Below are 26,605 nucleotides of genomic sequence, written 5' to 3'. Positions count from 1 at the left end.
CCGCGCGGCGGCCCGGCGGGGCCGGACCGCCTCGCGACGACGCGCGGGCGGGGCTATTCCCCCGCGGCGCGGAGCTTCGAGATCTCGTAGAGCGTCACCGAGGCGGCGATGCCCGCGTTCAACGACTCGGTCGTCGCCGTGATGGGGATCGACACGATCGCGTCGCACGTCTCGGCGACGAGCCGCGAGAGGCCCTTGCCCTCGCTGCCGACGACGATCACGATCGGACGGTCGGCCCAGCTGAGGCCGGGCAGCGACACGTCGCCGTCGCCGTCGAGGCCGAGCACGAAGACGCCCCGCTCCTTCAGCGCCTTGAGCGTCTGGGTCAGGTTCGCGGCCATCGCGACCGGCACGCGCGCAGCGGCGCCGGCCGAGGTCTTCCATGCGGCCGAGTTGACGCCGACCGAGCGACGCTGCGGCACGATGACGCCCTGCCCGCCGAAGGCACCCGTCGAGCGCAGGATCGCGCCGAGGTTGCGCGGATCGGTGATGCCGTCGAGGGCGACGAGCAGCGGCGTCTCGTCGCGCGCGATGATCTCGTCGAGAAGTTCGATCGGGTGGGCGTACTCGTACGGCGGCACCTTGAGCGCCAGGCCCTGGTGCACGCCGCCCTCGCCGGCGAGGCGGTCGAGTTCGGGCTTCATGACCTCGAGGATCGGGATGCCGCGGTTGGTGGCGATCTTCACCGCCTCCTTCACCCGGTCGTCCATCTCGATGCGCGCGGCGAGATAGAGCGTCGTCGCGGGGATGCGGGTGCGCAGCGCCTCGACGACCGAGTTGCGGCCCGTCACGATCTCGGACTCATCGCCCGACTTCGAACGTCGCGCCGCACCTGATGCGCCCCGGGGCGCGCTCGATCCGCGGCCCTGACCCGCGACCTTGCCGCCGGGCCGGCCCTTGCCGCCCGAGGCGGCGTAGCGCTCCTGCGCCGCCTTGCGCTTGCCGGCCGGGTGCCAGGCGCGGTCCTCGGCCTTCGGCGTCGGCCCCTTGCCCTCGAGGGCCTGACGGCCCTGGCCGCCCGATCCGACCTGCTTGTTCTTCGCCTTGCGCACGGCTCCGGCGCGCGACTTGCCGCTGCTGCCCTTCATGATCCCAAACTCCAATGCGTGCCGGTCTGACTGTCTTCGATGGTGATGCCCGCGGCCGTGAGTTCGGCGCGGATGCGGTCGGCCGCGGCGTAGTCCTTCGACTCGCGCGCGGCCTGCCGGTCGTCGATGAGGCGACGGACGAGCACGTCGAGCGCCGCAGCGGCGGGTCCCTGCTCGGCGGCCGACCAGTGGGGGTCGCGAGGGTCGATGCCGAGCACCTGCACCATGGCGACGACCTGCCCGTGGGCGGTCGCCGCGTCGTGCAGCTCTTCGGCGTCGAGTGCCTGGTTGCCGGCGCGCACCGTGTCGTGCAGCACCGCGAGCGCCTGCGGCACGCCGAGGTCGTCGTCCATCGCGGCTTCGAATGCCTCGGGCACGACGGGGGCGCCGACGCCCGCGAAGCGGGTGCCCGCGAGTCGTCGCTCGACGCGTTCGAGGAACACGCGGATGCGGTCGACGGCCGCCTCGGCCTCGAGGAGCGACGCCGGCGCGTAGTCGAGGGTCGAACGATAGTGCGCCTGGCCGAGCAGGTACCGCACTGCCAGCGGGCTCGCGAGCGCGAAGAGCTCGGCGGCGTAGACCGAGTTGCCGAGCGACTTCGACATCTTCTGGCCGCCGATGTTGACGAGGCCGTTGTGCACCCAGTACCGGGCGAAGCCGTCGCCCGCGGCGCTCGACTGCGCCAGTTCGTTCTCGTGGTGCGGGAAGCGGAGGTCGAGGCCGCCGCCGTGCAGGTCGAACTCGGAGCCGAGGTAGCGGGCGGCCATCGCCGAGCACTCGATGTGCCAGCCGGGCCTGCCGTCGCCCCACGGAGAGTGCCAGCTCGCCGACTCGGGCTCGCTCGGCTTGCGGCCCTTCCACAGGGCGAAGTCGCGGGGGTCGCGCTTGCCGCGCGGGTCGGCGTCTGCCGCCGCCTCCATCTTGTCGCGCGACTGCCGAGTGAGCTCGCCGTAGGCGGGCCAGCTCGAGGTGTCGAAGTAGACGTCGCCCGAGCCGTCGGCGGCCGGGTACGCGTGGCCGCGCTCGATCAGGCGGGCGATGAGCTCCTGCATCTGCTGCACGCTCGCGGTCGCACGGGGCTCGTAGCTCGGCGCGAGGATGCCGAGCGAGTTGTAGGCGGCCGTGAACTCGAGCTCGACCCGGTACGCGAGCGCCCACCACGTGTCGCTCGTGCCATCGTCGACGGCGGCCTGCAGGATCTTGTCGTCGATATCGGTGACGTTGCGCACGAAGACGACCTCGTTGCCGCGATACGCGAACCAGCGCCGCATGACGTCGTAGACGAGGGCGCTGCGGAGGTGGCCGATGTGCGGGCTCGACTGCACCGTCGGTCCGCAGACGTACATGCCGACGCGCCCCTCCTGGAGGGGCACGAAGTCGCGCAGCGCCTGGGCCTTCGAGTCGTAGAGTCGCACGGTCACCTGCAAAGCTTACCGGCGCGACCCGGCGGGGCCCGCGTCGCGCGTCAGGCCGGAACGATCAGCGCGGTCGCGATGGCCGCGACCCCCTCGCCGCGACCGGTGAACCCGAGCGCGTCGCTCGTCGTCGCGGCGACGCTGACGGGCGCCCCGAGCACCCGCGAGAGCAGCACCTCGGCCTCGGTCCTGCGGGGCGCGAGCTTCGGGCGGTTGCCCACGATCTGCACGCTGACGTTGCCGATGAGAAAACCGGATGCCTCGACGAGGCGCCGGGTCTCGGCCAGGAACACCTCGCCGTGCGCCCCGGCGAACCGCGCGTCGGCCGTGCCGAAGATCTGGCCGACATCGCCGAGGCCGGCCGCCGCGAGGAGCGCGTCGCACACGGCATGCGCCGCGGCGTCGCCGTCGGAGTGCCCCGAGAGCCCCCGTTCGCCGGGCCAGAGCAGGCCCGCGAGCCAGAGCGGGGTGTCGTCGTCGGCGAAGGCGTGCACGTCGGTGCCGGTGCCGATCCGCGGCAGCGCGGTGCGCGCCGCCGCTGCGGGCGTGGCGTCGGCCGCGCTCGGCTCGGAGGCCCTCGCCTCGGTACCTCGCTGCTCGGCGAGGAGCTGCTCGGCCCGGCGGAGGTCGGCGGGCACGGTGATCTTGAACGCGCGCACGTCGCCGGGGACGGTCTCGACGACGAGCCCGGCGGCGGCCACGAGCGCCGCATCGTCGGTGAACTCACCGCGCGCCGTGGCGTAGGCGTGATCGAGCGATGACCGCGGGAAGCCCTGCGGGGTCTGCACCGCCCGCAGGCTCGAGCGGTCGACGGTCTCGACGACCCGCCCGTCGACCGCGACGCGCTTCACGGTGTCGACGACGTCGAGGGCCGGGACGATGCCGTGCCGTCGCGCCCGCACGGCGGCGGCGACCTCGTCGAAGAGCAGGGCGGGGGTGAGCGCGCGTGCGGCGTCGTGCACGAGCACCGTCTCGACGGCGGCGGGGAGCACGGCGAGCCCGGCCGCGACGGACTCCTGCCGGGTCGCTCCCCCGGCGACGACGTCGAGCGCGGCACCGACGTCGGCCGCATCCACGGCGAATCGCTCGCGTGCGGCCTCGACGCGATCGCCCGGGACCACGAGCACGAGGTGCGGAGCCCGGCGCATCGCGAGCACGCCCGAGACCGAGGCGGCGAGCACCGTGTCGCCGCCGAGCGGCACGAAGGCCTTGGGCTCGGCATGACCGAGGCGGGTGCCGCTGCCCGCGGCGACGACGATGACGGCGATCGCAGAACTCACGGTTCGAGCGTAGTACCGGGTGCCCGCGACCGCGGTGGCCCGATGTGCGGCGCCGGAGACGACGAACGGCGGGTGCTCACGCACCCGCCGTTCGTCGAAGGATCGAGCGACCCGCTAGGACGCGAGCACCTCGTCGAGCACGGTCGACGCCGCCTCTTCGTCGGTCTTCTCGGCGAGCGCGAGCTCGGAGATCAGGATCTGGCGCGCCTTCGCGAGCATGCGCTTCTCACCTGCGGAGAGGCCGCGGTCCTGGTCGCGGCGCCACAGGTCGCGCACGACCTCGGAGACCTTGATGACATCGCCCGACGCGAGCTTCTCGAGGTTCGCCTTGTAGCGACGCGACCAGTTGGTCGGCTCCTCGGTGAAGGGGGCGCGCAGCACCTCGAAGACCTTGTCGAGGCCCTCTTTGCCGATGACGTCGCGGACGCCGACGAGGTCGACGTTCTCGGCGGGCACCTCGATGACGAGGTCGCCCTGCGTGACGTTCAGCTTGAGGTAGAGCTTCTCTTCACCCTTGATGATGCGTTTCTTGACCTCGGTGATCGTTGCGGCACCGTGGTGGGGGTAAACGACGGTTTCGCCAACCTCAAAAAGCATGAATGGTAGTCCTTTCGGCAACTTTCAGGATATCACATTCCCGATCGTGCTAAGGTTCGCCTCCCCTTCTCGCTGGCGCCCCCGCGTACGATATGCTCGGATTCGATCGCACGTGCCGCCTGGTTCGTGCGCGCAGTTTCGCACTTGGAGGTTCTGTGAAGGCGCGTCTCGCCGCATCCGCTGCTCTGGCCCTCGGCGTCGCCCTCGGCGCGAGCGGTTGCTCGATGATCACCTACCAGGCGACGACCGAGCACTACGACGCGAGCGACGGCGTCTCCGCGAACGTCGGCGACCTCGACCTGCGCAACATCCTCGTCGTCAGCGACGACGGCGTCGACGGCACGCTCGTGCTGACCATCGTGAACAACGGTGAAGACGACGTCGATCTCGACGTGCAGGTCGACGGCGGCGACACCGTGACCATCCCGGTCGACGCGGGCGCCACGGTCGCCTTCGGCGTCGACGCGGCCGAAGACATCGACGTCGTCGAGCCGATCGTCCTCGAGGGCATCGGCGTCGACCCCGGTTCGCTCCTGCCGATCTACTTCCAGTACGGCTCGGCCGAAGGCGTCGAGAAGCAGGTTCCGGTGCTCGACGGGCGTCTGCCCGAGTACGAGTCGCTCGTTCCCTGAGCCGCGACCCACTGAACGCGACGAAGAGCGGATGCCACCGGCATCCGCTCTTCGCATGTCTGAGCCCCTGCGGGCGCCGGCCTCAGGCCTCGAATCGATAACCGAGCCCGCGAACGGTGACGAGCTGCACCGGCTCGGACGGTGCGACCTCGATCTTCGAGCGGATGCGCTTGATGTGCACGTCGAGCGTCTTCGTGTCGCCGAAGTAGTCGCTTCCCCAGACCCGGTCGATCAACTGGCCGCGGGTGAGCACCCGCCCCGGGTTGCGCATGAGCAGTTCGAGCAGCTCGAATTCCTTCAGCGGCATGGGCACGGCTTCCCCGTCGACCTCGACCGTGTGCCGGTCGACGTCCATCTTGACGCGCCCGCCCTCGAGCACGGCCTCGTCGAAGTCCTCGATCTCGGTGCGGCGGCGCAGCACCGCCCGGATGCGGGCGAGCAGCTCGCGCGTCTTGTACGGCTTCGTGACGTAGTCGTCGGCGCCGAGCTCGAGCCCGACGACGATGTCGATCTCCGAGTCCTTCGCCGTGAGCATGATGATCGGCACGGCCGAGCGGGTGCGGATCTCGCGGCAGACCTCGGTGCCCGGCAGCCCCGGCAGCATGAGGTCGAGCAGCACCAGGTCGGCGCCGTCGCGGTCGAAGGCGGCGATCGCCGAGGGGCCGTCGGCGGCGACCTCGATCTCGTACCCCTCGCGCTCGAGCAGGAAGCTCAGCGGGTCGGAGAGGGCGATCTCGTCTTCGACGAGCAGGATGCGGGTCACGTACGGTCTCCTTGCTGGGAGGCTGCGAGCTTCGCAGCCGATCTGGCATCGGCCGGGGCCGTCTCGGCCCCGCCCGCGTCGTCGACCGCTTCGCCGGCGACGATGGGCGTCTCGGCGAGCGGGAGCTTGATCATGAACGTCGAGCCTCGGCCGGGCTGCGACCACACGCGCACGTCGCCGCCGTGGTTCTGCACCGTGTGCTTCACGATGCTGAGCCCGAGCCCCGAGCCGCCGGTGTTGCGCGAGCGGGCCTGATCGACCCGGTAGAAGCGTTCGAACACGCGGTCGAGGTCGTCGCTCTCGATGCCGATGCCCTGGTCGGTGACGGCGATCTCGACCTCGTCGCCCTCGACCTTCACGCCGACGCCGACCCGACCGCCCTCGTTCGAGTAGGCGATCGCGTTCGCGACGAGGTTGTGCACCGCGACGATCATGAGGGCGCGATCGCCGTAGACGCGGGCGCCGGTGCCCGCCTTGACGGCGACGTCGACGCGCTTGCCGCCCGCGACCACGCGGTTCTGGTCGACCGCCGCCGCGACGATCTCGTCGACGTCGACGAGCACGTCGGGCCGCAACGCGTCCCTGGCCTGGAGCCGCGACAGCTCGATCACCTCGCTCGTGATGTGCGCCAGCCGGCTCGCCTCGACCGACAGCCGGCCCGCGAAGCGACGCACCTGGTCGGGCTCGTCGGCGGCCTGGTCGAGCGCCTCGGCGAGGAGGCTGACGCTCGCGATCGGCGTCTTCAGCTCGTGGCTGATGTTCGCGACGAAGTCGCGACGCACCTCGTCGAGCCGGTACGACTCGGTGCGGTCCTCGGCGAGGAGGAGCACGAACCGGGTGCCGAGGCGGGCGACGCGCACCCGCAGGCGCAGCGGCGACTCGCCGTAGGGCGAGCGCGCGACCGTCAGCTCCTCGGCGACGGGGTCGCCCGAGCGGCGCACCGTCGAGACGAGCTCGAGCAGTTCGGGGTGCACGAGCGCCTGCTGGCGCACGAGCCCCATCGCGAGCGCGCCGGGCGAGGCGCGCAGCACGTTGTTCGAGGGGTCGAGCACCACGCCCGCGGACTCGAGCACCTCGAGCACCTGGTCGACACCATCGGGGATCGTCGGCGCGACGACCCGGGCCGCACTCGAGCCGCGGCGCTCGGCGACGTGCAGCATCACCATGAATGCGGCGCCGAGGAAGATGCCGAAGGCGAGCGCGGTGAGCACTGCCCACGTGGAGTCCATGGCACCAGACTAACGAGGCGGCACGCGAAGGAAGGCCGTCTTCCCGCTGTGCGGCGCTACGTTAGGGAGTGTTCAGCATCCCGGCACCTGTTGTTCATCTCCGGCCGGGAGGATGTCCCGGAGCCGGGTCGTCCCGGAGGGTTCGTGCTGTGCGCGCGGACGATGAGAGGCAAGGAATTCGAGCATGCGTGAGGTGTTCCAGCAGGAACTGGCCGAGGTGCAGGAGCGACTCGTGGAGATCGCCGACCTCGTCGCGGTTTCGATCGACAAGGCGACTCGGGCGTTCAACGAATCCGACGTGAGTCTCGCCGAGGAGGTGATCGCCGACGACGACAAGATCGACCAGGCCGCCGTCGAGCTCGACGAGCTCGCGATCACGATCCTCGCGAAGCAGCAGCCGGTCGCGCGCGACCTGCGCATCGTCGTGAGCGCGCTGCGCATCAGCGCGTCGCTCGAGCGCATGGGCGACATGTCGACCCACATCTCGCAGCTCGCCCGCTACCGCTTCCCCGACAAGGTCGTGCCGAAGTCGCTGCGCCCGACCTTCGCGGAGATGGGCCGACTCGACGTCGAGATCGCCCGCAGGCTCGTCGACCTCCTCCGCACCGAGGACGTGCACCTCGCCGAGGAGATCCGCAACGAGGACGACAAGGTCGATGCGCTGCACCTCTCGGTCTTCGACAAGGTGCTCGGCGAGAAGTGGAAGGGCGAGACCGTCGACACCGTCGACGCGACCCTCGCGAGCCGCTACCACGAGCGCTTCGCCGACCACGCGGTCTCGATCGCGAAGAAGGTGCAGTACCTCGCGACCGGCGATTGGGACCCGGAGAAGTCCGCGCTCTGAGCGCACCCCGGTCGCGAGCCGCGCCCGGTACGACGAAGGGCGGATGCCGTACGGCATCCGCCCTTCGCGTGCTTCGCGCTACTTCTTGCCCTGCGCCGCCACCGCGGCCGCACCGGCTGCCGCGGCCTCGGGGTCGAGGTACTCGCCCGGCTTCGTCGGGCGGAACTCGTCGTCGAGCTCGTAGACGAGCGGGATGCCGGTCGGGATGTTGAGCTCGGCGATGTCGTCGTCGCTGATCCCGTCGAGGTGCTTCACGAGCGCGCGGAGCGAGTTGCCGTGCGCGGTCACGAGCACCGTCTTGCCGTCGGCGAGGTCGGGCACGATGTCGGACTGCCAGTACGGCAGCATGCGCGCGATGACGTCCTTCAGGCACTCGGTCCGAGGCAGCTCGCCGTCGGCGAGGCCCGCGTAGCGCGGGTCGCCGACCTGCGAGTACTCGGCGTCGTCGGCGAGCACCGGCGGGGGCACGTCGAACGAGCGACGCCACAGCTGGAACTGCTCGGGGCCGTACTTCTCGAGCGTCTCGGCCTTGTCGAGGCCCTGCAGCGCACCGTAGTGACGCTCGTTGAGGCGCCAGCTGCGACGCACGTCGATCCAGGCGCGGTCGGCGACGTCGAGCGCGATGTTGGCCGTCTGGATCGCGCGGGTGAGCACCGAGGTGTGCAGCACGTCGGGCAGGAGACCCGACTCGGCGAGCAGCTCGCCCGCCCGAGCGGCCTCGGTGCGACCGAGCTCGGAGAGCCGGACGTCGACCCAACCGGTGAACAGGTTCTTCTGGTTCCATTCGCTGTTGCCGTGACGGAGCAGCACGAGGGTGTGAGGCATGCCACCAGCCTAGCGGCGAGGCATCCTCGGCCCTGCCCGCGTGAAGCCCGATGACCGCCCGGCGGCCGCGAGGGCGGCCGGCGGGCTGGCAGACTTGCAGCATGCCCGCGGATGCCTCGCCCCACCCCCGGCGGCTCCGGCCCGGGCAGCGCGTGGGAACCGTCACCCGCGGCACCACGAACACGAATCGGCTGCGCCGGGTCGACCGGTGGATCGCCGCGCATCCCGCCCTGCTGCACGCACCCGACCCTTTCGTCGTCGACCTCGGCTACGGGGCGAGCGGCGTGACCACCCTCGAGCTCGCCTCGCGCCTCGCACACGTGCGGCCCGATGTGCGGGTGCTCGGCCTCGAGATCGAGCCCGAGCGGGTGAAGGTCGCGCGCGAGCAGCTCGCCGCGGTCGCGTCGGGCGATGCCCACTTCAGCGCCTCGCTCGACGTCGACTTCGCCATCGGGGGTTTCGAGGTGCCGGTGCCGGGCGGGCGCCGCCCCGCGGTGATCCGCGCGTTCAACGTGCTGCGCCAGTACGACGAGGCCGAGGTCGACGCGGCCTGGAGCCTGATGCGCTCGCGGCTCGCGCCCGGCGGGCTGCTCGTCGAGGGCACCTGCGACGAACTCGGCCGGGTCTCGAGCTGGGTCGGGCTCGGGGCATCCGGACCGCGGACCTTCACCGTGAGCCTGCGCCGCTCGGGCCTCGAACTGCCCTCGATCGTCGCCGAGCGCCTCCCGAAGGCGCTCATCCACCGCAACGTGCCGGGCGAGCGGATCCACGGCCTGCTCGTCGACCTCGACCTGGCGTGGCGGACGCATGCGGCGATGGCGGTGTACGGCCCGTCGCAGCGCTGGATCGCGACCGTCGCGACGCTGCGCCACGAGGGCTGGCCCATCATCGGCGGCCCGCGGCGCGCCCGTCTCGGCGAGCTCACCCTGCCGTGGTCGGCCGTCGCCCCGCTCGACTGAATCGGCGCTGACCTCCCGTCATTCTGCGCGGTGCTGCGCATTACTCAACAGTCCTGATCAATAAGAAGTCGATGTTCTCACATCTTTTGCTTGACCGACGGCAAAAGTCTCCCCTAGGTTCGGGACCGGACTCGCACACGTTCGTGATCGCACGCGTGTCCAGCATTGGAAACCAACGGAGGTCTCATGCTGACGAAACTGCCCCATGTCCTCTCCCGGCTCCTCGCCGGGACGCTCGCCTCGATCCTCGCCGCCGGCGCGATCGTGGCGGCCGCCGCACCAGCGCAGGCGCACGACGGCGCGCATGTGCTGATCTTCACGAAGACCACGCAGTACCGGCACACCGACGCGATCGACAAGGGCACGCCCCTGATCACGGCGGCGCTCGAGGCCGAGGACATGGTGGTCACCCACACCGAGGACTCCACGGTCTTCAACGACCAGGCCCTCGCCGAATACGACGCGGTCATCATGTTCCAGACCTCCGGCGACCCGTGGAACGCCGACCAGAAGGCCGCACTCGAGCGCTACCAGCACGCCGGCGGCGGCATCGTCGCGATCCACAACGCCACCGACATGCGCGGCAACTACGCCTGGTGGGACGAGCTCGTCGGCTCCCTCATGCCGGGGCACGCGGCGACCGGCACCGACCCCGGCCAGCCCGGCACCGTGCGGATCGAGGACGACACGCACCCCTCGACCGCGCACTTCGAGGCCGACCGCTGGGATCGCGCCGATGAGTGGTACAACTTCTCGAACAACGTCCGCGGCACCGCCCACGTGCTCGCCACGATGGACGAGTCGACGTACGACGCCGGCGGCAACGCGATGGGCTACGACCACCCGATCTCGTGGTGCAAGCCCTACGACGGCGGTCGCGCCTGGGTGACGGCGATGGGCCACTTCGGCTCGCACTTCGAGGAGCCCGACCTGATCGAGCACATCGTCGGCGGCGTGAAGTACGCCGCGGGCGTCGAGGCCGGCGACTGCGGCGGCACCTCGTGGGGCAACTTCGAGAAGGTCGCGCTCGACCAGAACACCTCGGCCCCCTTCGCGATGGACATCGCCGAAGACGGACGCGTCTTCTACACCGAGCTCGTGCGCGGCCAGGTCCGAGTCTGGGACCCGGCGACGAACGCCGTCACGACCGCCCTCGAGCTCGACGTCTACTCGGGCGGTGAGGACGGCCTGCTCGGCATCGCCCTCGACCCCGACTTCACCGAGAACGGGCGCGTGTACCTCTACCGCTCCCCCGACGCACCCGACAACTCCGACCCGTCGAGCTTCTTCAGCCGCGTCTCCCGCTTCACGATGGAGAACGGCGTCATCGACCCGGCGAGCGAGGAGCTGATCATCGAGGTGCCCGCGCGGCGCCTGCCCGACGAGCCCGGCCACACCGGCGGCGGCCTCGACTTCGACGCCCAGGGCAACCTGTACCTCGGCGTCGGCGACGACGTGAACCCGCACTCGGAGCCCTCGGGCGGCTACGCACCGCTCTCGACCCGTCCCGGCACGTTCCACGACGCCCGCGAGACCTCGGCGAACACGAACGACCTCCGCGGCAAGCTGCTGCGCATCACGCCGAAGGCCGACGGCCCCGGCTACACGATTCCCGAGGGCAACCTCTTCCCCGAGGCCGACGACACCGACGACAAGACGCTGCCCGAGATCTACGCGATGGGATTCCGGAACCCGTTCCGCTTCTCGATCGACCAGTCGACCGGTGCGATCAGCCTCGCCGACTACTCCCCCGACAACAGCAGCGACGCGCCCGCCACGCGCGGCCCCGCCGGCATCGCGGAGTGGAACTACATCACGAGCCCCGGCAACTACGGCTGGCCGCTCTGCATGGGCCAGAACGAGCCGTTCCGCGACGTCGACTACACGACGAACCCCGTCACGGTCGGCGACTACTTCGACTGCGGCGCTCCGATCAACGACTCGCCCCGCAACACGGGTCTGACCGAGCTCCCCGCCGCGCGCGGCGCCGACCTCGCGTACGGCTACAAGCGCTCCTCGGTGCCCGGCATCATCCCGCAGGGCGGCGGCCTCGCCCCCATGGGCGGCCCGGTGTACGAGTACGACCCCGAGCTCGTGAGCGACACGAAGTTCCCGGCGTCGTACGACGGCAAGCCCTTCTTCTACGAGTGGGCGCGCAACAAGATGTACTCCATCCAGCTCGCAGGCGGCGACGCGACCCCCGGCGACCAGATCGAGAAGGTGAACGCGTTCCTCCCGCAGGAGCAGTTCCTCGCCCCGATCGACTCGCGCTTCGGCCCCGACGGCTCGCTCTACGTGCTCGACTGGGGCGGCGGCTTCGGCCGTGACAACCCGAACTCGGGGCTCCACCGCATCGACTACATCCAGGGCTCCCGTTCGCCGATCGCGAAGATCTCGACCGACCGCGACTCGGGTCAGGCGCCGCTCGCGGTGGCCTTCGACGGCTCGGGCTCGAGCGACCCCGAGAACGCCGCGCTCCAGTTCGCCTGGGACTTCGACGGCGACGGTACGACCGACGCGACGACCCCGCAGGCGAGCCACAGCTACGCCGCCGACGGCGTCTACGACGCCCGTCTGACGGTCACCGACCCCGATGGCAAGACCGGCACGACCACCGCGCCGATCACCGTCGGCAACACCCGCCCGCAAGTCGGCATCTCGCTGCCGCCCGATGGCGCGTTCTTCGACTTCGGCGACGACCTCAGCTGGGCCTCCCAGGTGAGCGACCCCGAGGACGGCACGGTCGACGGCTCGGAGGTCATCATCCAGCCGGCGCTCGGCCACGACGACCACGCGCACCCGCTCACCCCGCTCTCGGGTCTCACCGGCACCACGCCGACGAGCCTCGGCGGCCACGCCCCCGATGAGGACATCTTCTTCGCGATCGACGCCCGGTACACCGACCACGGCGGCGAGGGCGGGGTCAACCCGCTCACGGGCTCGGCGACGACGCTCGTGTTCCCGAAGGTGAAGCAGGCCGAGTTCTTCGACGGCTCCTCGCCGGGCGTCTCGGTCGTCGCGAGCCGCGACGTCGGCGGCGCCGAGGGCGACCGCATGGTCGTCGCCCGCGACGGCGACTGGGTGACCTACGACCCGGTGAGCTTCCACCGCATCGAGCGTCTCGCGTTGCGGGTCTCCGCGGTCGCCGCGGGCACGGGCATCGAGCTGCGTCAGGGCGCCGTCGACGGCGAGCTCCTCGCGACCGCAGCGGTTCCGGCCACCGGTTCGACCCGCTTCGCGGACGTCACGCTCGACGTGAGCTCGTTCTCGGGCGACTCGATGAACCTCTTCCTCGTCTTCAGGGGCGGAGAGGTGAAGCTCAACTTCCTCGAGGCGATCGGCCGTGGCTCGTCCCCGACCGCGGCCCCCGAGGTCGCGATCACCTCGCCCGAGCCGGGCATCCAGCTCGAGCCCGGCCAGGACGTCACGGTCGAAGCCGCGGCGAGCGACGAGTTCAACACGGACGGTTCGGTCGAGGCGGTCGAGTTCTTCGTCGACGGGGAGTCGATCGGCACCGACGACAGTTCGCCGTACACGGCCGAGTGGGCGTCGCCCGAGGAGGGGCTCTACGAGCTCACCGCGGCCGCGACGAACGCGGCGGGCAAGTCGAAGACCTCGCGCGTCGTGCTCTCGCAGGTCGGCGAACTGTTCGGCGATCTCGTGCCCTTCACGAACGCGGACGGCCTCTTCGAACGCATCGGCGCGGGCAAGTTCCGCGTCACCGGCGCCGGCGACAACACCTGGCAGGGCACCGACGAATACTCGACGCTGTACGCTCCGGCGGGCGGCGACGAGGACTGGGAGGCCGTCGTCAAGGTCGACGCGCAGCAGAACACGAACGGTTCGGCCAAGGCCGGCATCATCGTGCGCAACGACCTCACGCAGCCCGGCAGCTCGCCGGGATACGCGATGGTCGGCATCCGCCCGAGCAACGGCGTCGAGTTCCTCGCCGACCTCGACGGCAACGGCCAGCTCGACACCTCGGTCGCGGGCGGCACGACGAGCTACCCCGTGTGGGTGAAGCTCAAGCGCTCGGGCACCGACTACACGGCCTACTTCTCGAAGAACGGCACGAGCTGGACCCAGGTGGGCGGTGCGGTGACTCTCGCGGACGCCGCGAGCACGCAGGACGTCGGCATGTTCATGGTCGCGCACTCGGGTTCGGCGGGCGTCGTCGACTTCTCGGAGTTCGCGATCGACACGGAGCCCCAGGGCCCCGAGCCCGAGCAGCCGCTCGAGCCGCTCATGTGCACGGGCGCGCCGTTCTCCGACGAGTTCGACGCCCCGGCGCTCGCACCGTCGTGGACGGTGCGCTCGGGCGCGGTGCCGGTCACGCAGTCGGGTGGTGCGGTGACGCTCCCGGTGACGGCGGGCGACATCAACGAGGCGTCGACCGGTCCGGTCAGCTTCATCGGCAAGCCCACCCCCGCCGGGGCGTGGGAGGCGACGACGAAGATCGACCTCGCGCACACCTCGCACTGGCAGTGGGCGGGCCTCGTGCTCCACGGCAGCGACGACGAGTACAACAAGCTCGCCTTCGTGCGCAGCCAGAACGGCGGCCGGTTCATCGAGTTCCAGAGCGAGACGGCGGGTTCGCGCTCGACGGCTGCGTCGCCGACGCTCCCGGCCGACTTCCCGAGCACGGTCCACCTGAAGCTGACGAGCGACGGCAGCGTGCTGAAGGGCGCGTACTCGGCCGACGGCCAGAGCTGGACGGCGCTGGCCGGCCAGTTGCAGCAGAAGCCGAACGCACGCCTCGGCGTGATGGCCGCAGGCGACCTCGGCTCCACGCCGACGGTCGCGAAGGTCGACTGGCTGCGGGTCACGCCCGACGCAGACACGCGCACCACGGTGACGCCGAGCGACGCGTTCGACGGCACGGCGCTCGACGGCTGCCGCTGGGCGCAAAGCGTGCGCTACGACTCGAACCACCTCGAGGTGGCCGACGGCCACCTCGCGATCGAGACGCAGCCGGGCGACATCAACGGGTCGAACCCCGTGTCGCCGCGCAACTTCATCCTCACCGAGGCGCCCGAGGGCGACTGGGTGGCGTCGACGAAGCTGAAGGCGCCGCTGAAGCACCGCTGGCAGCTGGCCGGGCTCATGATGTGGGCCGATGACGACAACTACGTCAAGGCCGACATCGTCGCGTACAACAACCCGGGCACCGCGCTCGACCTCCGGGCCGAGCTCGCCGGCGAGAAGGACGCGGCGGGCATCGGCAATCGCAACCTCGACATCGCCGACTCGAGCGAGAGCGGGTACTGGTACCTGCGCGTGACGAAGTCGGGGTCGAGCTACTCGGCCGAGGTGAGCGACGGCGGCGTCAACTGGACGTCGATCGGCCAGCCGATCACGTTCGACCGCCCGCTGCGGGGCATCGGCCTCATGGCCATCGGCCCGCAGCAGGAGGAGTCGACGGTCGTCGAGTTCGACTCGTTCGACCTCGAGGTGCCGCAGGTGGACGTCACGGCGCCCTCGACCGAGCTCGCCTGGAACCCGGCCGAGCCCGACGGCGCCGAGGGGTGGTACACGGCCGCTCCGAGCTTCTCGCTCGAGGCGGGCGACGGCGACGGAACCGGTGTGGCCTCGACCGAGTACGCGATCGGCGACGGCGTGTGGACCGCGTACACCGAGCCGGTCGAGGTGACCGGCGAGGGCGAGATCGCGGTGCGCTACCGCTCGACCGACGCAGCCGGCAACGTCGAGGAGGAGCGTTCGGCGAGCGCCAGGCTCGACACCGTCGCCCCGGTCACCACGGCCACGGTCGAGGAGATCGTCCGCGGTGCGGTCTTCACCCTCACGGGCGTCGACGACACCTCGGGCGTCGCCGGCACCGAGGTCCGCGTCGACGGCGGCGACTGGGTCGCCTACGACGCGCCGGTCACCGTGACCGGAGCGGGCGAGCACACGGTCGAGTTCCGCTCGACCGACGTCGCGGGCAACGCCGAGGAGGCGCAGACCGCCGAGATCACGATCGACGAGCCGCTGCCCGTCGAGGTGGGGGTCACGGCGAGCGCGGCGCCCCAGTGCGTCGCCGGCACCGCGCAGCTCGCGGTGTACGCCGCCAACACCGGCAACATGGCGTCCGACGTCGTCATCACGACGCCGTGGGGCACCCACGAGATCGCCGACGTCGCCGCGGGCTCGGCCGTGTACCACCTGTTCGACACGGGCACGGCGAAGCTCAAGAAGGGCAGCGTCACGGTCGCGGTCCGCCACCACGACGGCGAGCGCGAGTACCTGAAGGAGGTCAAGGTCGCCCACGCGAAGATGACCTGCAAGTAGCGGTCGGCAGACGATGCCCCGGCGCCCTCGGGCTCCGGGGCATCGTCGTACGCGGGGCGCTTGCGGGCGTCCAGACGCCCCGGCCTGCACCCGGCGGCTACGGCTTCCGCACTCCGAGGCGCGGCAGGCGCGGCACCTCGACGGCGGCACCTGCCCCCTCCGGCACGATCTCGACCTGGGCGGCGGCCACGTCGATGCCGTGACTCAGCACGATGAGCGGCAGCTCGGCGGGCACGGCGCGCTTCACCACGGCGAGCGCGATCGGCCCGAGCTCGTGATGCATGGCGCTCGACGTGATGCGGCCGACGACCTTGCGCTCGGGCGCCTCGCCCGCTGCCGGCTCGGGACGCACCTTCTCGCCGACGACCTCGTCTCCGGGGGCGGGCAGCACGGTGTCGCTGCCGTCGAGGTGCAGCAGCACGAGCCGCCGCGGCGGACGGCCGAGGTTCAGCACCTTCGCCACCGTCTCCTGGCCCTTGTAGCAGCCCTTGCCGAGGTCGACGGCGCTGCGCAGCCAGTCGAGCTCGTGCGGGATCGTCTTCTCGTCGACCTCGCTCGCGAGGCGCGGACGCCAGGCGGCGATGCGCAGCGCGTCGAGCGCGAGCGACCCGGCGACGGCGACGCGCCCGGCCGCGACCGCGTCGGCGGCGTCGGCGAGCGCCGAGCGCGGCACGATGCGCTCGACGAGATGCCAGTCGGATGCCGGGTGGCCGGCCTGGTCGGCGTACTGGTGTCCGCCGGGCCGGGGCGCGGCCCACGGGTCGACCCAGTCGAGCGCGACCCCTGCGGGGGCGAACGCGGCGACGGCGGCATCGAGCGCCGCCAGCGACATCGCCGCGAGCACGGCCGTCTCGGCGCTGCGATCGGCGACCTCGACGCGGAGCATGAATCGCATGCGGTCGAGCCAGGCCGCGAGCGGCGCGGCCTCGTCGCCCTCGACGACGAGCCAGGCGGTCTCGCCGTCGTCGACGGCGTGCACGGCGTGCTCGATGTGCCCGGCGGCGTCGAGGAGCAGCCCCTCGATGCCCTCGCCCGGCGCGAGGCGGTCGAACGACTGGCTCGCCATCGAGTGCAGCCAGCTCAGCCGGTCGGGGCCGGTCACCGTCACGACGCCGCGGTCGGAGAGGTCGACGATCGACTCGCCGCGCTCGAGGCGGCGCTGCTCGACCATGGGGTTGCCGTAGTGGCCGGCGACGGTCGGCGACGACTCCGAAGGAACGGCTCCGGCGAGCGCGAGCAGCGGCGATGCGGTCATCAGTCGACCTTGCCGAGGCGCGCCGAGGCGTGCGTGCGCAGATCTTGACCGAGGGCGGCGATGTCCCACGCCCAGAGCAGGTGCCCTTCGACGAGCCCGTAGAGGCGGGTGGCCGCCGAGTACGGCTTCGCGCCGGCAGCGCGCATCACGGCGTCGGTCGCGAGATCGATGCGGGGGCCCTTCACCTGGCCGAGGTAGAGCTCGCTGACGCCCCCGGGGTGCACGATCGACACCTCGAGGTCGAACCCGCCGTCGGAGTTGCGCAGTGCTTCGACCGAGTCGGCGTCGGGGAATCGCGACTCGCCCACTGCGGGCAGCAGCGCCGGCCCGGGGTCGCCCTCGCCCTGCGAGCGGGCAAGACGCCAATAACCGGTCTCGGTCGCGAGCGGCGTGGGGTCTCCGCCTTCTTCGGCGGAGAAGAGCCAGGTGTACGAGGTGTAGTTCAGGTGGGGCAGCCCGTCGTGGCTGAAACTCACCCGCTGCCCGAACTCGTGCGTGACCGATTCGTCGCCCACCGCGTAGTCGATCACCCCCGAGCCCTCCCAGACTCCGAGGAGCCAGGAGAGCGGGACGAGCTCGGCCGGGAGGTCGACGGGCAGCTCGATCATCGCCACGCCTTCACCAGCGCCTAGCGCTGACCCTTGAAGAGCTTGTAGACGACGACCCCGCTGACCCACGCGATCGCGAGGCTCGCGAGGCCGAGCAGGCCGATGAAGAGGAGTTCGAGGGCGAGCAGCTCAGACATACTGCGAGTCTATCCGCTGGCCGCGCGGCTCGGGCCCGCCTCAGCCCGCCGCGAGCGGCGCGAGCAGCAGAGCGGCGAGCGCGACCACGACGACGGCCCCGCCGATCGACGCCGAGACCCGTCCGACGAAGCCCTCCGGTCGCCGGGTGGCCAGCTGCACCACGAGCGTGCCGATCACCGTGGCGGCGAGCACGACGCCGAGCGCTCCGTAGAGCCCGAGCCACGAGTCATCCCCGAACCAGCTGCTCTGGCCCGACAGGGCGAGGCCGCCGACGATCGCGGACCCCGCGACCGCGACCGCCCAGATGAGCACGACGCTCGCCCACCCGAAGCGCGTCTCGGACTGCTCGACCATGTCTCCCCGTTCGTGTCGCAGGACGGCGCCGGCCGTCCCGTAGTATTGACCGCACCTTACTACTGGAGGGTGTGGCGTGGCGCAGCTGCTGATCTTGACGCCGACGGCCAACGACGACGTTCTCCCGGCGCTCGCACTGCTGACCCATCGGGTCAGGGTGATCCCCGCGTCGCCCGAGCAACTCGTGCGGGCTCCCGACGCCGACCTCGTGCTGCTCGACGCGCGCACCAATCTCGCCGGCGCGAAGGCCCTCTCCCAGATTCTGAAGACGACGGGGCTCTCCGCCCCGCTCGTGCTCGTCGTCACCGAGGGAGGCCTCGCCGCGGTCACGCCCGACTGGGGTGTCGACGATGTCGTGCTCGAGGGCGCAGGCCCCGCCGAGATCGACGCCCGGATCCGTCTCGCGATCGGGCGGGCGCAGACCTCGCAGCCGAGCGAGCGCATCCAGACCTCGGGGGTGGTGATCGACGAGGCGAGCTACTCGGCCAAGGTCCACGGCAAGCCGCTCGACCTCACTTACAAGGAGTTCGAGCTGCTGCGCTTCCTGGCGGCGCATCCCTCGCGCGTGTTCACCCGCGAGCAGCTGCTGAGCGAGGTGTGGGGGTACGACTACTTCGGCGGCACCCGCACGGTCGACGTGCACGTGCGGCGGCTCCGCGCGAAGCTCGGCGACCTCGAGTCGCTCATCGGCACCGTGCGCAACGTCGGCTACCGCTTCAACGTCCACGAGGACGAAGAGGGCACGGGCGCAGCCCCCGTCACCGCCCGTTGACCGGCACCGCCTACGTCACCGCCCGTTAACCCGGCCCTCATCGGTGCGTTTCGGGGCGCGTGCCATGATGAGGGGATGAGCCCCGACAGCATCCTCGAGGACGACCGCACCTCCGACCGGACGGCGAGCGATTTCGACGACGACTTCGAACCCTTCGACATCGAAGGCGCCCCCGAGCTGCCGGCCGAACGCTACCTCGACCGCGAGCTCAGCTGGCTCGCGTTCAACCAGCGAGTGCTCGAACTCGCCGAGGACGAGACCGTCCCGGTGCTCGAGCGCGCCAACTTCCTCGCGATCTTCGCGTCGAACCTCGACGAGTTCTTCATGGTGCGGGTCGCGGGCCTCAAGCGCCGCATCGTCACGGGCCTCGCGGTGCCGACGAACATCGGCCGGGCCCCGGCCGACGTACTGAGCGACATCTCGAAGAAGGCGCACGAGCTGCAGGAGCGCCACGCGGCCGCGTATCAGACCCTCGTGAAGCCCGCCCTCGCCGAGGCCGGCATCCGCATCGCCACGTGGGCCGAGCTCGGCGACGACGAGCGCTCCCACCTGCACGACGTCTTCTCGAAGCAGATCTTCCCGGTGCTCATGCCCCTCGCGGTCGACCCGGCGCACCCCTTCCCGTACATCTCGGGCCTCTCGCTGAACCTCTCGGTGCGCGTGCGCAACAGCCGCACCGGCCGCCAGGAGTTCGCGCGCGTGAAGGTGCCGCAGATGCTGCCTCGCTTCGTTCGCGTGGACCCCGGCGAGTCGATCGAGAGTGCCAGGTACCTCACCCTCGAGGAGCTCATCGCGAACCACCTCGGCGACCTCTTCCCCGGCATGGAGATCGTGGAGCACCATGTGTTCCGCGTGACCCGCAACGAGGACGTCGAGATCGAGGAGGACGAGACCGAGAACCTCATCAAGGCGCTCGAGAAGGAGCTGCTGCGGCGGCGGTTCGGCCCGCCGATCCGCCTCGAGGTCACCGACGACATGGACGAGGTGACGCTCGGTCTCCTCGTCCGCGAACTGGATGTCACGGACCAGGAGGTCTACCGTCTGCCCGCGCCGCTCGACCTCGGCGGCCTCTTCGACCTGTCGCGCCTCGACCGGCCCGAGCTGCACTACCCGACGCACGTGCCGACGACGGCCGTGCAACTGCAGCCGACCGAGTCGAACCTGCGGGCCGACGTCTTCAAGGCGGTGTCCCGGCAGGACGTGCTGCTGCACCACCCGTACGAGTCGTTCGCGACGAGCGTGCAGGCGTTCCTCGAGCAGGCGGCGGCCGACCCCGACGTCCTGGCCATCAAGCAGACGCTGTACCGAACCTCGGGCGACAGCCCCATCGTCGAGGCGCTCATCGACGCGGCCGAATCGGGCAAGCAGGTGCTCGCCCTCGTCGAGATCAAGGCCCGCTTCGACGAGCAGGCGAACATCACGTGGGCGCGCAAGCTCGAGAAGGCGGGCGTCCACGTCGTCTACGGTCTGGTCGGGCTGAAGACGCACTGCAAGCTCGCGCTCGTGATCCGCCAGGAGAAGGGCGTGCTGCGCCACTACAGCCACATCGGCACGGGCAACTACAACCCGAAGACGAGTCGCATCTACGAGGACCTCGGGCTCCTCACCGCCGACGACCAGGTCGGCAAAGATCTGACCCGCCTCTTCAACGAGCTGTCGGGCTACGCGATCGAGAAGAAGTTCAAGCGGCTGCTCGTGGCCCCCCTCCACCTCCGCAAGGGGCTCCTGAAGCTCATCGCGACCGAGATCCGCAACGCCGAGGAGGGCAGGCCCAGCGGCATCCGCATCAAGGTGAACTCGATGGTCGACGAGGCCATCATCGACGCCCTCTACCGCGCCTCGAACGCGGGGGTGCCCGTCGAGGTGTGGGTGCGCGGCATCTGCAGCCTGCGGCCCGGCCTGCCCGGGCTCAGCGAGAACATCCGGGTGCGCTCGATCCTCGGGCGCTACCTCGAGCACTCGCGCCTGTTCTGCTTCGAGAACGACGGCGACCCGCAGATCTTCATCGGCTCGGCCGACATGATGCACCGCAACCTCGACCGTCGCGTCGAGGCGCTCGTGCGCCTCACCGACCCGCAGCATCTCGCCGAGGTGCAGGGGCTCTTCGACCAGGCGATGGACGAGTCGACGAGCTCGTGGCACCTCGACGGCGAGGGCGTGTGGACCCGTCACTCGACCGACGGCTCGGGGCAGCCGCTCCCGGATCTGCAGAACCGGCTCATGGCCGAGGTCGCCAGGCGAACGAGATCGGCCGTGCGCCCGCGATCGGGGCAACGCCGGTGACGACGGCCGTCTACGCCGCCGGCGCCGTGTGCTGGCGCCACATCGACGGCAAGCTGCACGTGCTCGTGATCCACCGCACGGTCTACGGCGACGTCACGATCCCGAAGGGCAAGGTCGACCCCGGCGAGTCGCTGCCGCAGACCGCGGTCCGCGAGATCGCCGAGGAGACGGGGCTCGAGGTCGCGCTCGGCGTGCCGCTCGGCATCTCGCGCTACCCGCTGCCGAGCGGGCGCGAGAAGATCGTGCACTACTGGGCGGCCGAGGTCAGCGACAAGGCCGTGCAACGCTCGACGTTCAAGCCGAACGCCGAGGTCGCGGCGCTCGAGTGGGTGACGCCGAAGCGCGCCCGCGGGTACCTCAGCTACCAGCCCGACGTCGAGATCCTCGACAACTTCATGCAACTCGTCGAGCAGGGGGTCACGCGGACCTTCAGCGTCACCGTGCTCCGTCACGGCAAGGCCGTCGGCCGCAGCGGGTTCGACGGGCCGGATGCCTCGCGGCCGCTCTCGGCCCGCGGCGTCGACCAGGCGGCGGGGCTCGTCGGCACGCTCACGGCGTGGGGGCCGAGACGCATCGTGTCGAGCCCCGCGGTGCGCTGCATCACGACCGTGACGCCGCTCGCCGCCGCGACCGGGATCGAGATCAAGCGCGACGCCGGCATCAGCGAGGACGCGTGGCGGGCGGGCGACGGCGAGGTGCGACGGGTCGTCGGCAAGCGCGTGCGCTCGGGCCGGTCGGCCGTGATCTGCAGCCACGGACCGCTGCTGCCCGACCTCCTCACGGAGCTGGCGCTCGCGACGGCGACCCCGCTCGGCACCTACGTCGGCGACGCCGCCGAACTCGAGCCCGGCGCGTTCAGCGTCGTGCATCTCTCGGCGACGAACCAGGGTTCGGGCATCATCTCGATCGAGACGCACCCGCCGCGCGCCTGAGCGTGCTGCTGCTTCCGCAGGAGATCTGCGCTGAGATGCCCTGACAGGGCGGGATGGGGCCCAATTTCCTGCGGAAGCCGCATCAGGCAGGAGGTGTTCACCTCCCGTTTACCGAGGTGGCGGATGCTCGTAAGGCGCGCTCGTTAGCGTCGCAGGCGGGCCGGCACCGGCCCACAACTCCTGCAATCGATCCCCGGAAGGGAAATCACGTGAACCTCAAGCGTTTCGGCGTGCCCGCAGCCATCGCCGTCACCGCGGCGCTCGCGCTCAGCTCCTGCGCCTCGAACGAGGGCGGCGCCGCCGCTCCCGAGGAGTCGGCCTCGACCCTCGCCGGCAACCTCGTCGGCGCAGGCGCCTCGTCGCAGGACGCGGCCCAGCAGTCGTGGATCGCCGGATTCCAGACCGCGAACCCCGACGTCACGATCGACTACGACCCCTCGGGTTCGGGTGCGGGCCGCGAGACCTTCCTCTCGGGCGCGAGCGACTTCGCCGGTTCCGACCGTGCGTTCAAGGACGAGGAGCTCGCCGCGGGCGGCTTCCAGAAGTGCGCCCCCGACTCGACGATCGTCGAGCTCCCCCTGTACATCTCGCCGATCGCGGTCATCTTCAACCTCGAGGGCGTCGACTCGCTCGACCTCGACGCGGCGACCGTCGCCGGCATCTTCGCGGGCAAGATCACGAAGTGGAACGACCCGGCGATCGCCGCGACGAACCCCGACGCGACGCTCCCCGACCTCGCCATCACCCCCGTGCACCGTTCGGACGACTCGGGCACCACCGAGAACTTCACCGAGTACCTCGGTGCGGCTGCGGCCGACGTGTGGACCTGGGAGGCCGACGGCGTGTGGCCGTTCGAGGGCGGCGAAGCCGCACAGGGCACCTCGGGCCTCGTCGACGCCGTGACCAACGGCAACGGCACCATCGGCTACGCGGATGCCTCGCGCGCCGGTGACCTCGGCACCGTGGCGATCAAGGTCGGCGACGAGTTCGTGCCGTACTCGCCCGAGGCCGCCGCCGCCATCGTCGACGCCTCGCCGTTCGCCGAGGGCCGTGCCGAGGGCGACCTCGCGATCGAGATCGACCGCACCTCGGAGGAGGCCGGCGTCTACCCGATCGTCCTCGTCAGCTACCTCATCGCCTGCGGCGAGTACGCCGAGTCCGACAACGTCGAGCTCGTGAAGTCCTACCTCTCCTACCTCGCGAGCCCCGAGGGCCAGGAGACGGCTGCGACCGACGCCGGCTCGGCGCCGATCTCGGACACGCTCCGCGAGAAGGTGACCGCTGCGATCGACTCGATCAAGTAGTAGCTTCGTGCCCGACCCCCGAGTTCCGCGAGGAGCGACGGGGTCGGGCACGGCCGCGTCCTCCGGTTCGTCCGGCGGCGCACCCCAGAACCGCAACCCGACCCCCGAGGATCGCACCAGATGACCTCCGCACCAGCCCCGATCAAGGCGAAGCTCCGCGTCGGCGACCTCGTCTTCTCCCGTTCGGCGGTCTTCGCCGGCTCGATGATCCTCGTGACGCTCGCCGCCGTCGCGCTCTTCCTGATCGTCCAGTCCATCCCCGCGCTCTCCGCCACGAAGGAAGACGCCTCGATCCTCGAGACGAACTTCTGGGAGTACGTCGGCCCGCTCGTCTTCGGCACCGTCTGGGCCGCGGCGCTCGCCCTCCTCATCGCGCTGCCGATCTCGATCGGCATCGCGCTGTTCATCTCGCACTACGCGCCGCGCCGGCTCGCCTCCGTGCTCGGCTACGTCGTCGACCTGCTCGCCGCCGTGCCCTCGGTCGTCTTCGGCCTCTGGGGCATCGGCGTGCTCGCGCCGGCCGTCGTGCCGGTCTACACCTGGCTCAACGAGAACCTCGGGTGGATCCCGCTGTTCAGCGGCACCGTCTCGGCCACCGGCCGAACCATCCTCACCGCCGCGCTCGTGCTCGCCGTCATGGTCCTGCCGATCATGACCGCGATCTGCCGCGAGGTGTTCCTGCAGACCCCCGTCCTCCACGAGGAGGCGGCGCTCGCGCTCGGCGCGACCCGCTGGGAGATGATCCGCGTCGCCGTGCTGCCGTTCGGCCGCTCGGGCATCATCTCGGCCTCGGTGCTCGGCCTCGGTCGCGCACTCGGCGAGACGATGGCCGTCGCGATGGTGCTCTCGGCCGCGCACGTCGTGACGTTCGATCTGCTGACCTCGGTCAACCCCACCACCATTGCCGCGAACATCGCGCTGAGCTTCCCCGAGGCCTATGCCCTCAACGTGAACGTGCTCATCGCGACCGGCCTCATCCTCTTCGTCGTGACCTTCGCGGTCAACGCCTTCGCGCGCTGGATCATCAGTCGCCGCAAGGAATTCTCGGGAGCGAACTGATGACCTTGCAGACCATGAACCCCGCGCCCGAGACGGGCACCCCGATCGCGAACTCGCTCACCGCGGGCCGCCTCCCCACCTCCGCCCCCTGGGTGATCCTCGGCACCGCGATCGCGGTCTCGGCCTCCGTCTTCGGCGTCGTCGCGGTCGGCGCGGGTTCGGGCTTCGACTGGGGCGGGGCGCTCGTCGTCGGCGCCATCCTCTACATCCCCGCGATCTGGCTCTTCTCGCGCCTCGTCGAAGGCGCCCGCCGCGCGACCGACCGTCTCGTGACGGCGCTCGTGACGGGGGCGTTCCTCCTCGCGATGATCCCCCTCGTCTCACTCTCGATCACCGTCGTGACCTTCGGCCTCGCCCGCTTCGACGCCGACTTCTTCTCGATGTCGATGCGCAACGTCACCGGTGAGGGCGGCGGCGCGCTGCACGCGATCATCGGCACGCTGCTCATGACGGGCGCCGCGGCGATCATCTCGATCCCGATCGGCCTGATGACCTCGATCTACCTCGTCGAGTACGGCCGCGGCAAGCTCGCACGCGGGGTGACCTTCCTCGTCGACGTCATGACGGGCATCCCGTCGATCGTCGCCGGCCTGTTCGCGTACTCGCTCTTCGCGATCTTCTGGGGTCCGGGCACCCGCACCGGCATCGCCGGCGCCGTCGCGCTCGCGCTCCTCATGATCCCGGTCGTGGTCCGATCGAGCGAGGAGATGCTGCGGCTCGTGCCGAACGAGCTCCGCGAGGCGGCCTACGCGCTCGGCGTGCCGAAGTGGCTCACGATCGTGAAGGTCGTGCTGCCCACCTCGATCGCGGGCATCACGACCGGCATCATGCTCTCCATCGCCCGGGTCATCGGCGAGACGGCCCCGCTCCTCATCGCCGCGGGCTTCACCGCGAGCATGAACTACAACCTCTTCGACGGACGCATGCAGTCGCTGCCGGTGTTCGTCTACACCCAGTACGCGAACCAGGGCAACCCGGCCGAGGCGTTCCTCGACCGAGCCTGGGCCGCCGCCCTCACCCTCATCCTCATCGTCATGGCACTGAACCTCATCGCGAGGCTCGTCGCCCGTCTGTTCGCGCCGAAGCTCGGCCGCTGAGCCCTCGACCGAAAGCAAGAAGGAAACCCGTGTCCAAGCGCATCGAAGTCCGCGACCTCAACGTCTACTACAGCAAGTTCCTCGCGGTGGAGGGTGTCACCCTCGAGATCGAACCCCGCAGCGTCACCGCGTTCATCGGGCCGTCGGGTTGCGGCAAGTCGACGTTCCTCCGCACCCTCAACCGCATGCACGAGGTCATCCCCGGTGCGCGCGTCGAGGGCGAGGTGCTCATCGACGGCAACAACCTGTACGACCCCGCGGTCGACCCGGTGCTCGTGCGCCGCCAGGTCGGCATGGTGTTCCAGCGGCCGAACCCGTTCCCGACGATGTCGATCAAGGAGAACGTGCTCGCGGGCGTAAAGCTCAACAACAAGCGCATCTCGAAGTCCGACGCCGACGAGCTCGTCGAGCGGTCGCTGCAGGGTGCGAACCTCTGGAACGAGGTGAAGGACCGGCTCGACCGCCCCGGTTCGGGTCTCTCGGGCGGCCAGCAGCAGCGCCTCTGCATCGCCCGCGCGATCGCGGTCTCCCCCGAGGTCATCCTCATGGACGAGCCGTGCTCGGCGCTCGACCCGATCTCGACCCTCGCGATCGAGGACCTCATCGAGGAGCTCAAGCAGCAGTACACGATCGTGATCGTGACGCACAACATGCAGCAGGCCTCGCGCGTGAGCGACAAGACGGCGTTCTTCAACATCGCGGGCACCGGCAGGCCCGGCAAGCTCATCGAGTACGCCGACACGACGACGATCTTCTCGAACCCCTCGGTCCAGGCGACCGAGGACTACGTCTCGGGCCGCTTCGGTTGATCGGCCTCGTGCGCGTCGCGCACGGCGCCTCGCGCGCGCATGACGGATGCCCCGGAGCGAGTCTCGCTCCGGGG

The 26,605-nt window shown here is 70.6% G+C and carries 21 protein-coding genes; 11 read left to right on the top strand and 10 right to left on the bottom strand.

Features of this window, described 5'->3' with window-relative positions; all coding sequences use genetic code 11:
- Positions 1–53: 53 nt before the first annotated feature.
- The 4 genes from rlmB to GQQ93_RS06305 are packed head-to-tail and all read right to left on the bottom strand — an operon-like array spanning position 54 to position 4,380.
- Entirely contained in the window at positions 54–1,088 is a 1,035-nt protein-coding gene (gene rlmB / locus GQQ93_RS06320; protein WP_157423356.1) for a 23S rRNA (guanosine(2251)-2'-O)-methyltransferase RlmB, read from the bottom strand.
- Positions 1,085–2,509, bottom strand: a complete 1,425-nt coding sequence (cysS, locus tag GQQ93_RS06315; RefSeq protein ID WP_157423355.1) for a cysteine--tRNA ligase — start codon at positions 2,507–2,509, stop codon at positions 1,085–1,087. The genes rlmB and cysS overlap by 4 nt, the downstream gene beginning before the upstream one ends.
- Positions 2,510–2,553: 44 nt before the next feature.
- On the bottom strand, positions 2,554–3,867 hold the full coding sequence (gene ispD / locus GQQ93_RS06310; RefSeq protein WP_376863111.1) for a 2-C-methyl-D-erythritol 4-phosphate cytidylyltransferase: 1,314 nt from the start codon (positions 3,865–3,867) through the stop codon (positions 2,554–2,556).
- 30 nt (positions 3,868–3,897) lie between these two features.
- Positions 3,898–4,380, bottom strand: a complete 483-nt coding sequence (locus GQQ93_RS06305) for a CarD family transcriptional regulator (RefSeq protein WP_022889889.1) — start codon at positions 4,378–4,380, stop codon at positions 3,898–3,900.
- Between the two features lie 155 nt (positions 4,381–4,535).
- On the opposite strand from GQQ93_RS06305, the gene GQQ93_RS06300 reads away from it, so the two are divergent.
- Entirely contained in the window at positions 4,536–5,012 is a 477-nt protein-coding gene (locus GQQ93_RS06300; protein ID WP_157423353.1) for a hypothetical protein, read from the top strand.
- Between the two features lie 82 nt (positions 5,013–5,094).
- On the opposite strand, the gene GQQ93_RS06295 is transcribed toward GQQ93_RS06300, so the two are convergent.
- The gene (locus GQQ93_RS06295) at positions 5,095–5,775 is read right to left on the bottom strand and encodes a response regulator transcription factor (protein WP_157423352.1); all 681 of its coding nucleotides are present in this window, start codon (positions 5,773–5,775) and stop codon (positions 5,095–5,097) included.
- A complete protein-coding gene (locus GQQ93_RS06290) occupies positions 5,772–7,004 on the bottom strand; it encodes a sensor histidine kinase (RefSeq protein ID WP_157423351.1) in 1,233 nt (410 codons plus the stop codon). Before GQQ93_RS06290 ends, GQQ93_RS06295 begins: the two co-directional genes overlap by 4 nt.
- A gap of 184 nt (positions 7,005–7,188) precedes the next feature.
- Here GQQ93_RS06290 and phoU point away from each other — a divergent pair, with 184 nt between their 5' ends.
- Entirely contained in the window at positions 7,189–7,848 is a 660-nt protein-coding gene (gene phoU / locus GQQ93_RS06285) for a phosphate signaling complex protein PhoU (RefSeq protein ID WP_157423350.1), read from the top strand.
- A 78-nt stretch (positions 7,849–7,926) separates the two neighbouring features.
- Here the strand turns inward: phoU and GQQ93_RS06280 are convergent, their stop codons facing one another.
- Positions 7,927–8,673, bottom strand: a complete 747-nt coding sequence (locus tag GQQ93_RS06280; RefSeq protein ID WP_157423349.1) for a phosphoglyceromutase — start codon at positions 8,671–8,673, stop codon at positions 7,927–7,929.
- Between the two features lie 101 nt (positions 8,674–8,774).
- On the opposite strand from GQQ93_RS06280, the gene GQQ93_RS06275 reads away from it, so the two are divergent.
- Positions 8,775–9,632 carry a class I SAM-dependent methyltransferase gene (locus GQQ93_RS06275; RefSeq protein ID WP_157423348.1) on the top strand — a complete coding sequence of 286 codons (858 nt, stop codon included), beginning with the start codon at positions 8,775–8,777 and terminating at the stop codon, positions 9,630–9,632.
- Positions 9,633–9,818: 186 nt separating this feature from the next.
- Positions 9,819–15,920, top strand: a complete 6,102-nt coding sequence (locus tag GQQ93_RS06270; protein WP_157423347.1) for a ThuA domain-containing protein — start codon at positions 9,819–9,821, stop codon at positions 15,918–15,920.
- 97 nt (positions 15,921–16,017) lie between these two features.
- Here GQQ93_RS06270 and ygfZ read toward each other — a convergent pair whose 3' ends face one another.
- The 3 genes from ygfZ to GQQ93_RS06255 all read right to left on the bottom strand — a co-directional run bounded on the left by ygfZ (position 16,018) and on the right by GQQ93_RS06255 (position 18,275).
- Positions 16,018–17,175: a CAF17-like 4Fe-4S cluster assembly/insertion protein YgfZ gene (gene ygfZ / locus GQQ93_RS06265; RefSeq protein ID WP_157423346.1), complete on the bottom strand. Its 1,158-nt coding sequence runs from the start codon at positions 17,173–17,175 to the stop codon at positions 16,018–16,020.
- Positions 17,175–17,783, bottom strand: coding sequence for a nitrobindin family protein (locus GQQ93_RS06260; protein ID WP_157423345.1), 609 nt, complete (start codon positions 17,781–17,783; stop codon positions 17,175–17,177). Before GQQ93_RS06260 ends, ygfZ begins: the two co-directional genes overlap by 1 nt.
- Before the next feature lie 177 nt (positions 17,784–17,960).
- Positions 17,961–18,275, bottom strand: coding sequence for a hypothetical protein (locus GQQ93_RS06255; RefSeq protein WP_157423344.1), 315 nt, complete (start codon positions 18,273–18,275; stop codon positions 17,961–17,963).
- A gap of 76 nt (positions 18,276–18,351) precedes the next feature.
- On the opposite strand from GQQ93_RS06255, the gene GQQ93_RS06250 reads away from it, so the two are divergent.
- From GQQ93_RS06250 to pstB, 7 genes are all read left to right on the top strand, one after another.
- Complete coding sequence (locus tag GQQ93_RS06250; protein ID WP_157423343.1) at positions 18,352–19,047, top strand: response regulator transcription factor; 696 nt, start codon at positions 18,352–18,354, stop codon at positions 19,045–19,047.
- Between the two features lie 75 nt (positions 19,048–19,122).
- A complete protein-coding gene (locus tag GQQ93_RS06245; RefSeq protein WP_157423342.1) occupies positions 19,123–21,330 on the top strand; it encodes an RNA degradosome polyphosphate kinase in 2,208 nt (735 codons plus the stop codon).
- Positions 21,327–22,262, top strand: coding sequence for an NUDIX hydrolase (locus GQQ93_RS06240; RefSeq protein ID WP_157423341.1), 936 nt, complete (start codon positions 21,327–21,329; stop codon positions 22,260–22,262). Before GQQ93_RS06245 ends, GQQ93_RS06240 begins: the two co-directional genes overlap by 4 nt.
- Positions 22,263–22,471: 209 nt before the next feature.
- The gene (locus GQQ93_RS06235) at positions 22,472–23,566 is read left to right on the top strand and encodes a phosphate ABC transporter substrate-binding protein PstS (RefSeq protein WP_246192116.1); all 1,095 of its coding nucleotides are present in this window, start codon (positions 22,472–22,474) and stop codon (positions 23,564–23,566) included.
- A gap of 120 nt (positions 23,567–23,686) precedes the next feature.
- Positions 23,687–24,625 carry a phosphate ABC transporter permease subunit PstC gene (gene pstC, locus GQQ93_RS06230; RefSeq protein ID WP_157423339.1) on the top strand — a complete coding sequence of 313 codons (939 nt, stop codon included), beginning with the start codon at positions 23,687–23,689 and terminating at the stop codon, positions 24,623–24,625.
- Complete coding sequence (gene pstA, locus GQQ93_RS06225; RefSeq protein WP_157423338.1) at positions 24,625–25,722, top strand: phosphate ABC transporter permease PstA; 1,098 nt, start codon at positions 24,625–24,627, stop codon at positions 25,720–25,722. The genes pstC and pstA overlap by 1 nt, the downstream gene beginning before the upstream one ends.
- Before the next feature lie 29 nt (positions 25,723–25,751).
- Positions 25,752–26,531, top strand: a complete 780-nt coding sequence (gene pstB / locus GQQ93_RS06220; protein ID WP_157423337.1) for a phosphate ABC transporter ATP-binding protein PstB — start codon at positions 25,752–25,754, stop codon at positions 26,529–26,531.
- Positions 26,532–26,605 lie beyond the last annotated feature (74 nt).

The sequence above is a fragment of the Agromyces lapidis genome (assembly GCF_009749405.1).
Lineage (GTDB): Bacteria > Actinomycetota > Actinomycetes > Actinomycetales > Microbacteriaceae > Agromyces > Agromyces lapidis.
Note: the sequence above shows the minus strand (reverse complement) of the source record. Positions and strands in the feature narration are given on the sequence as shown.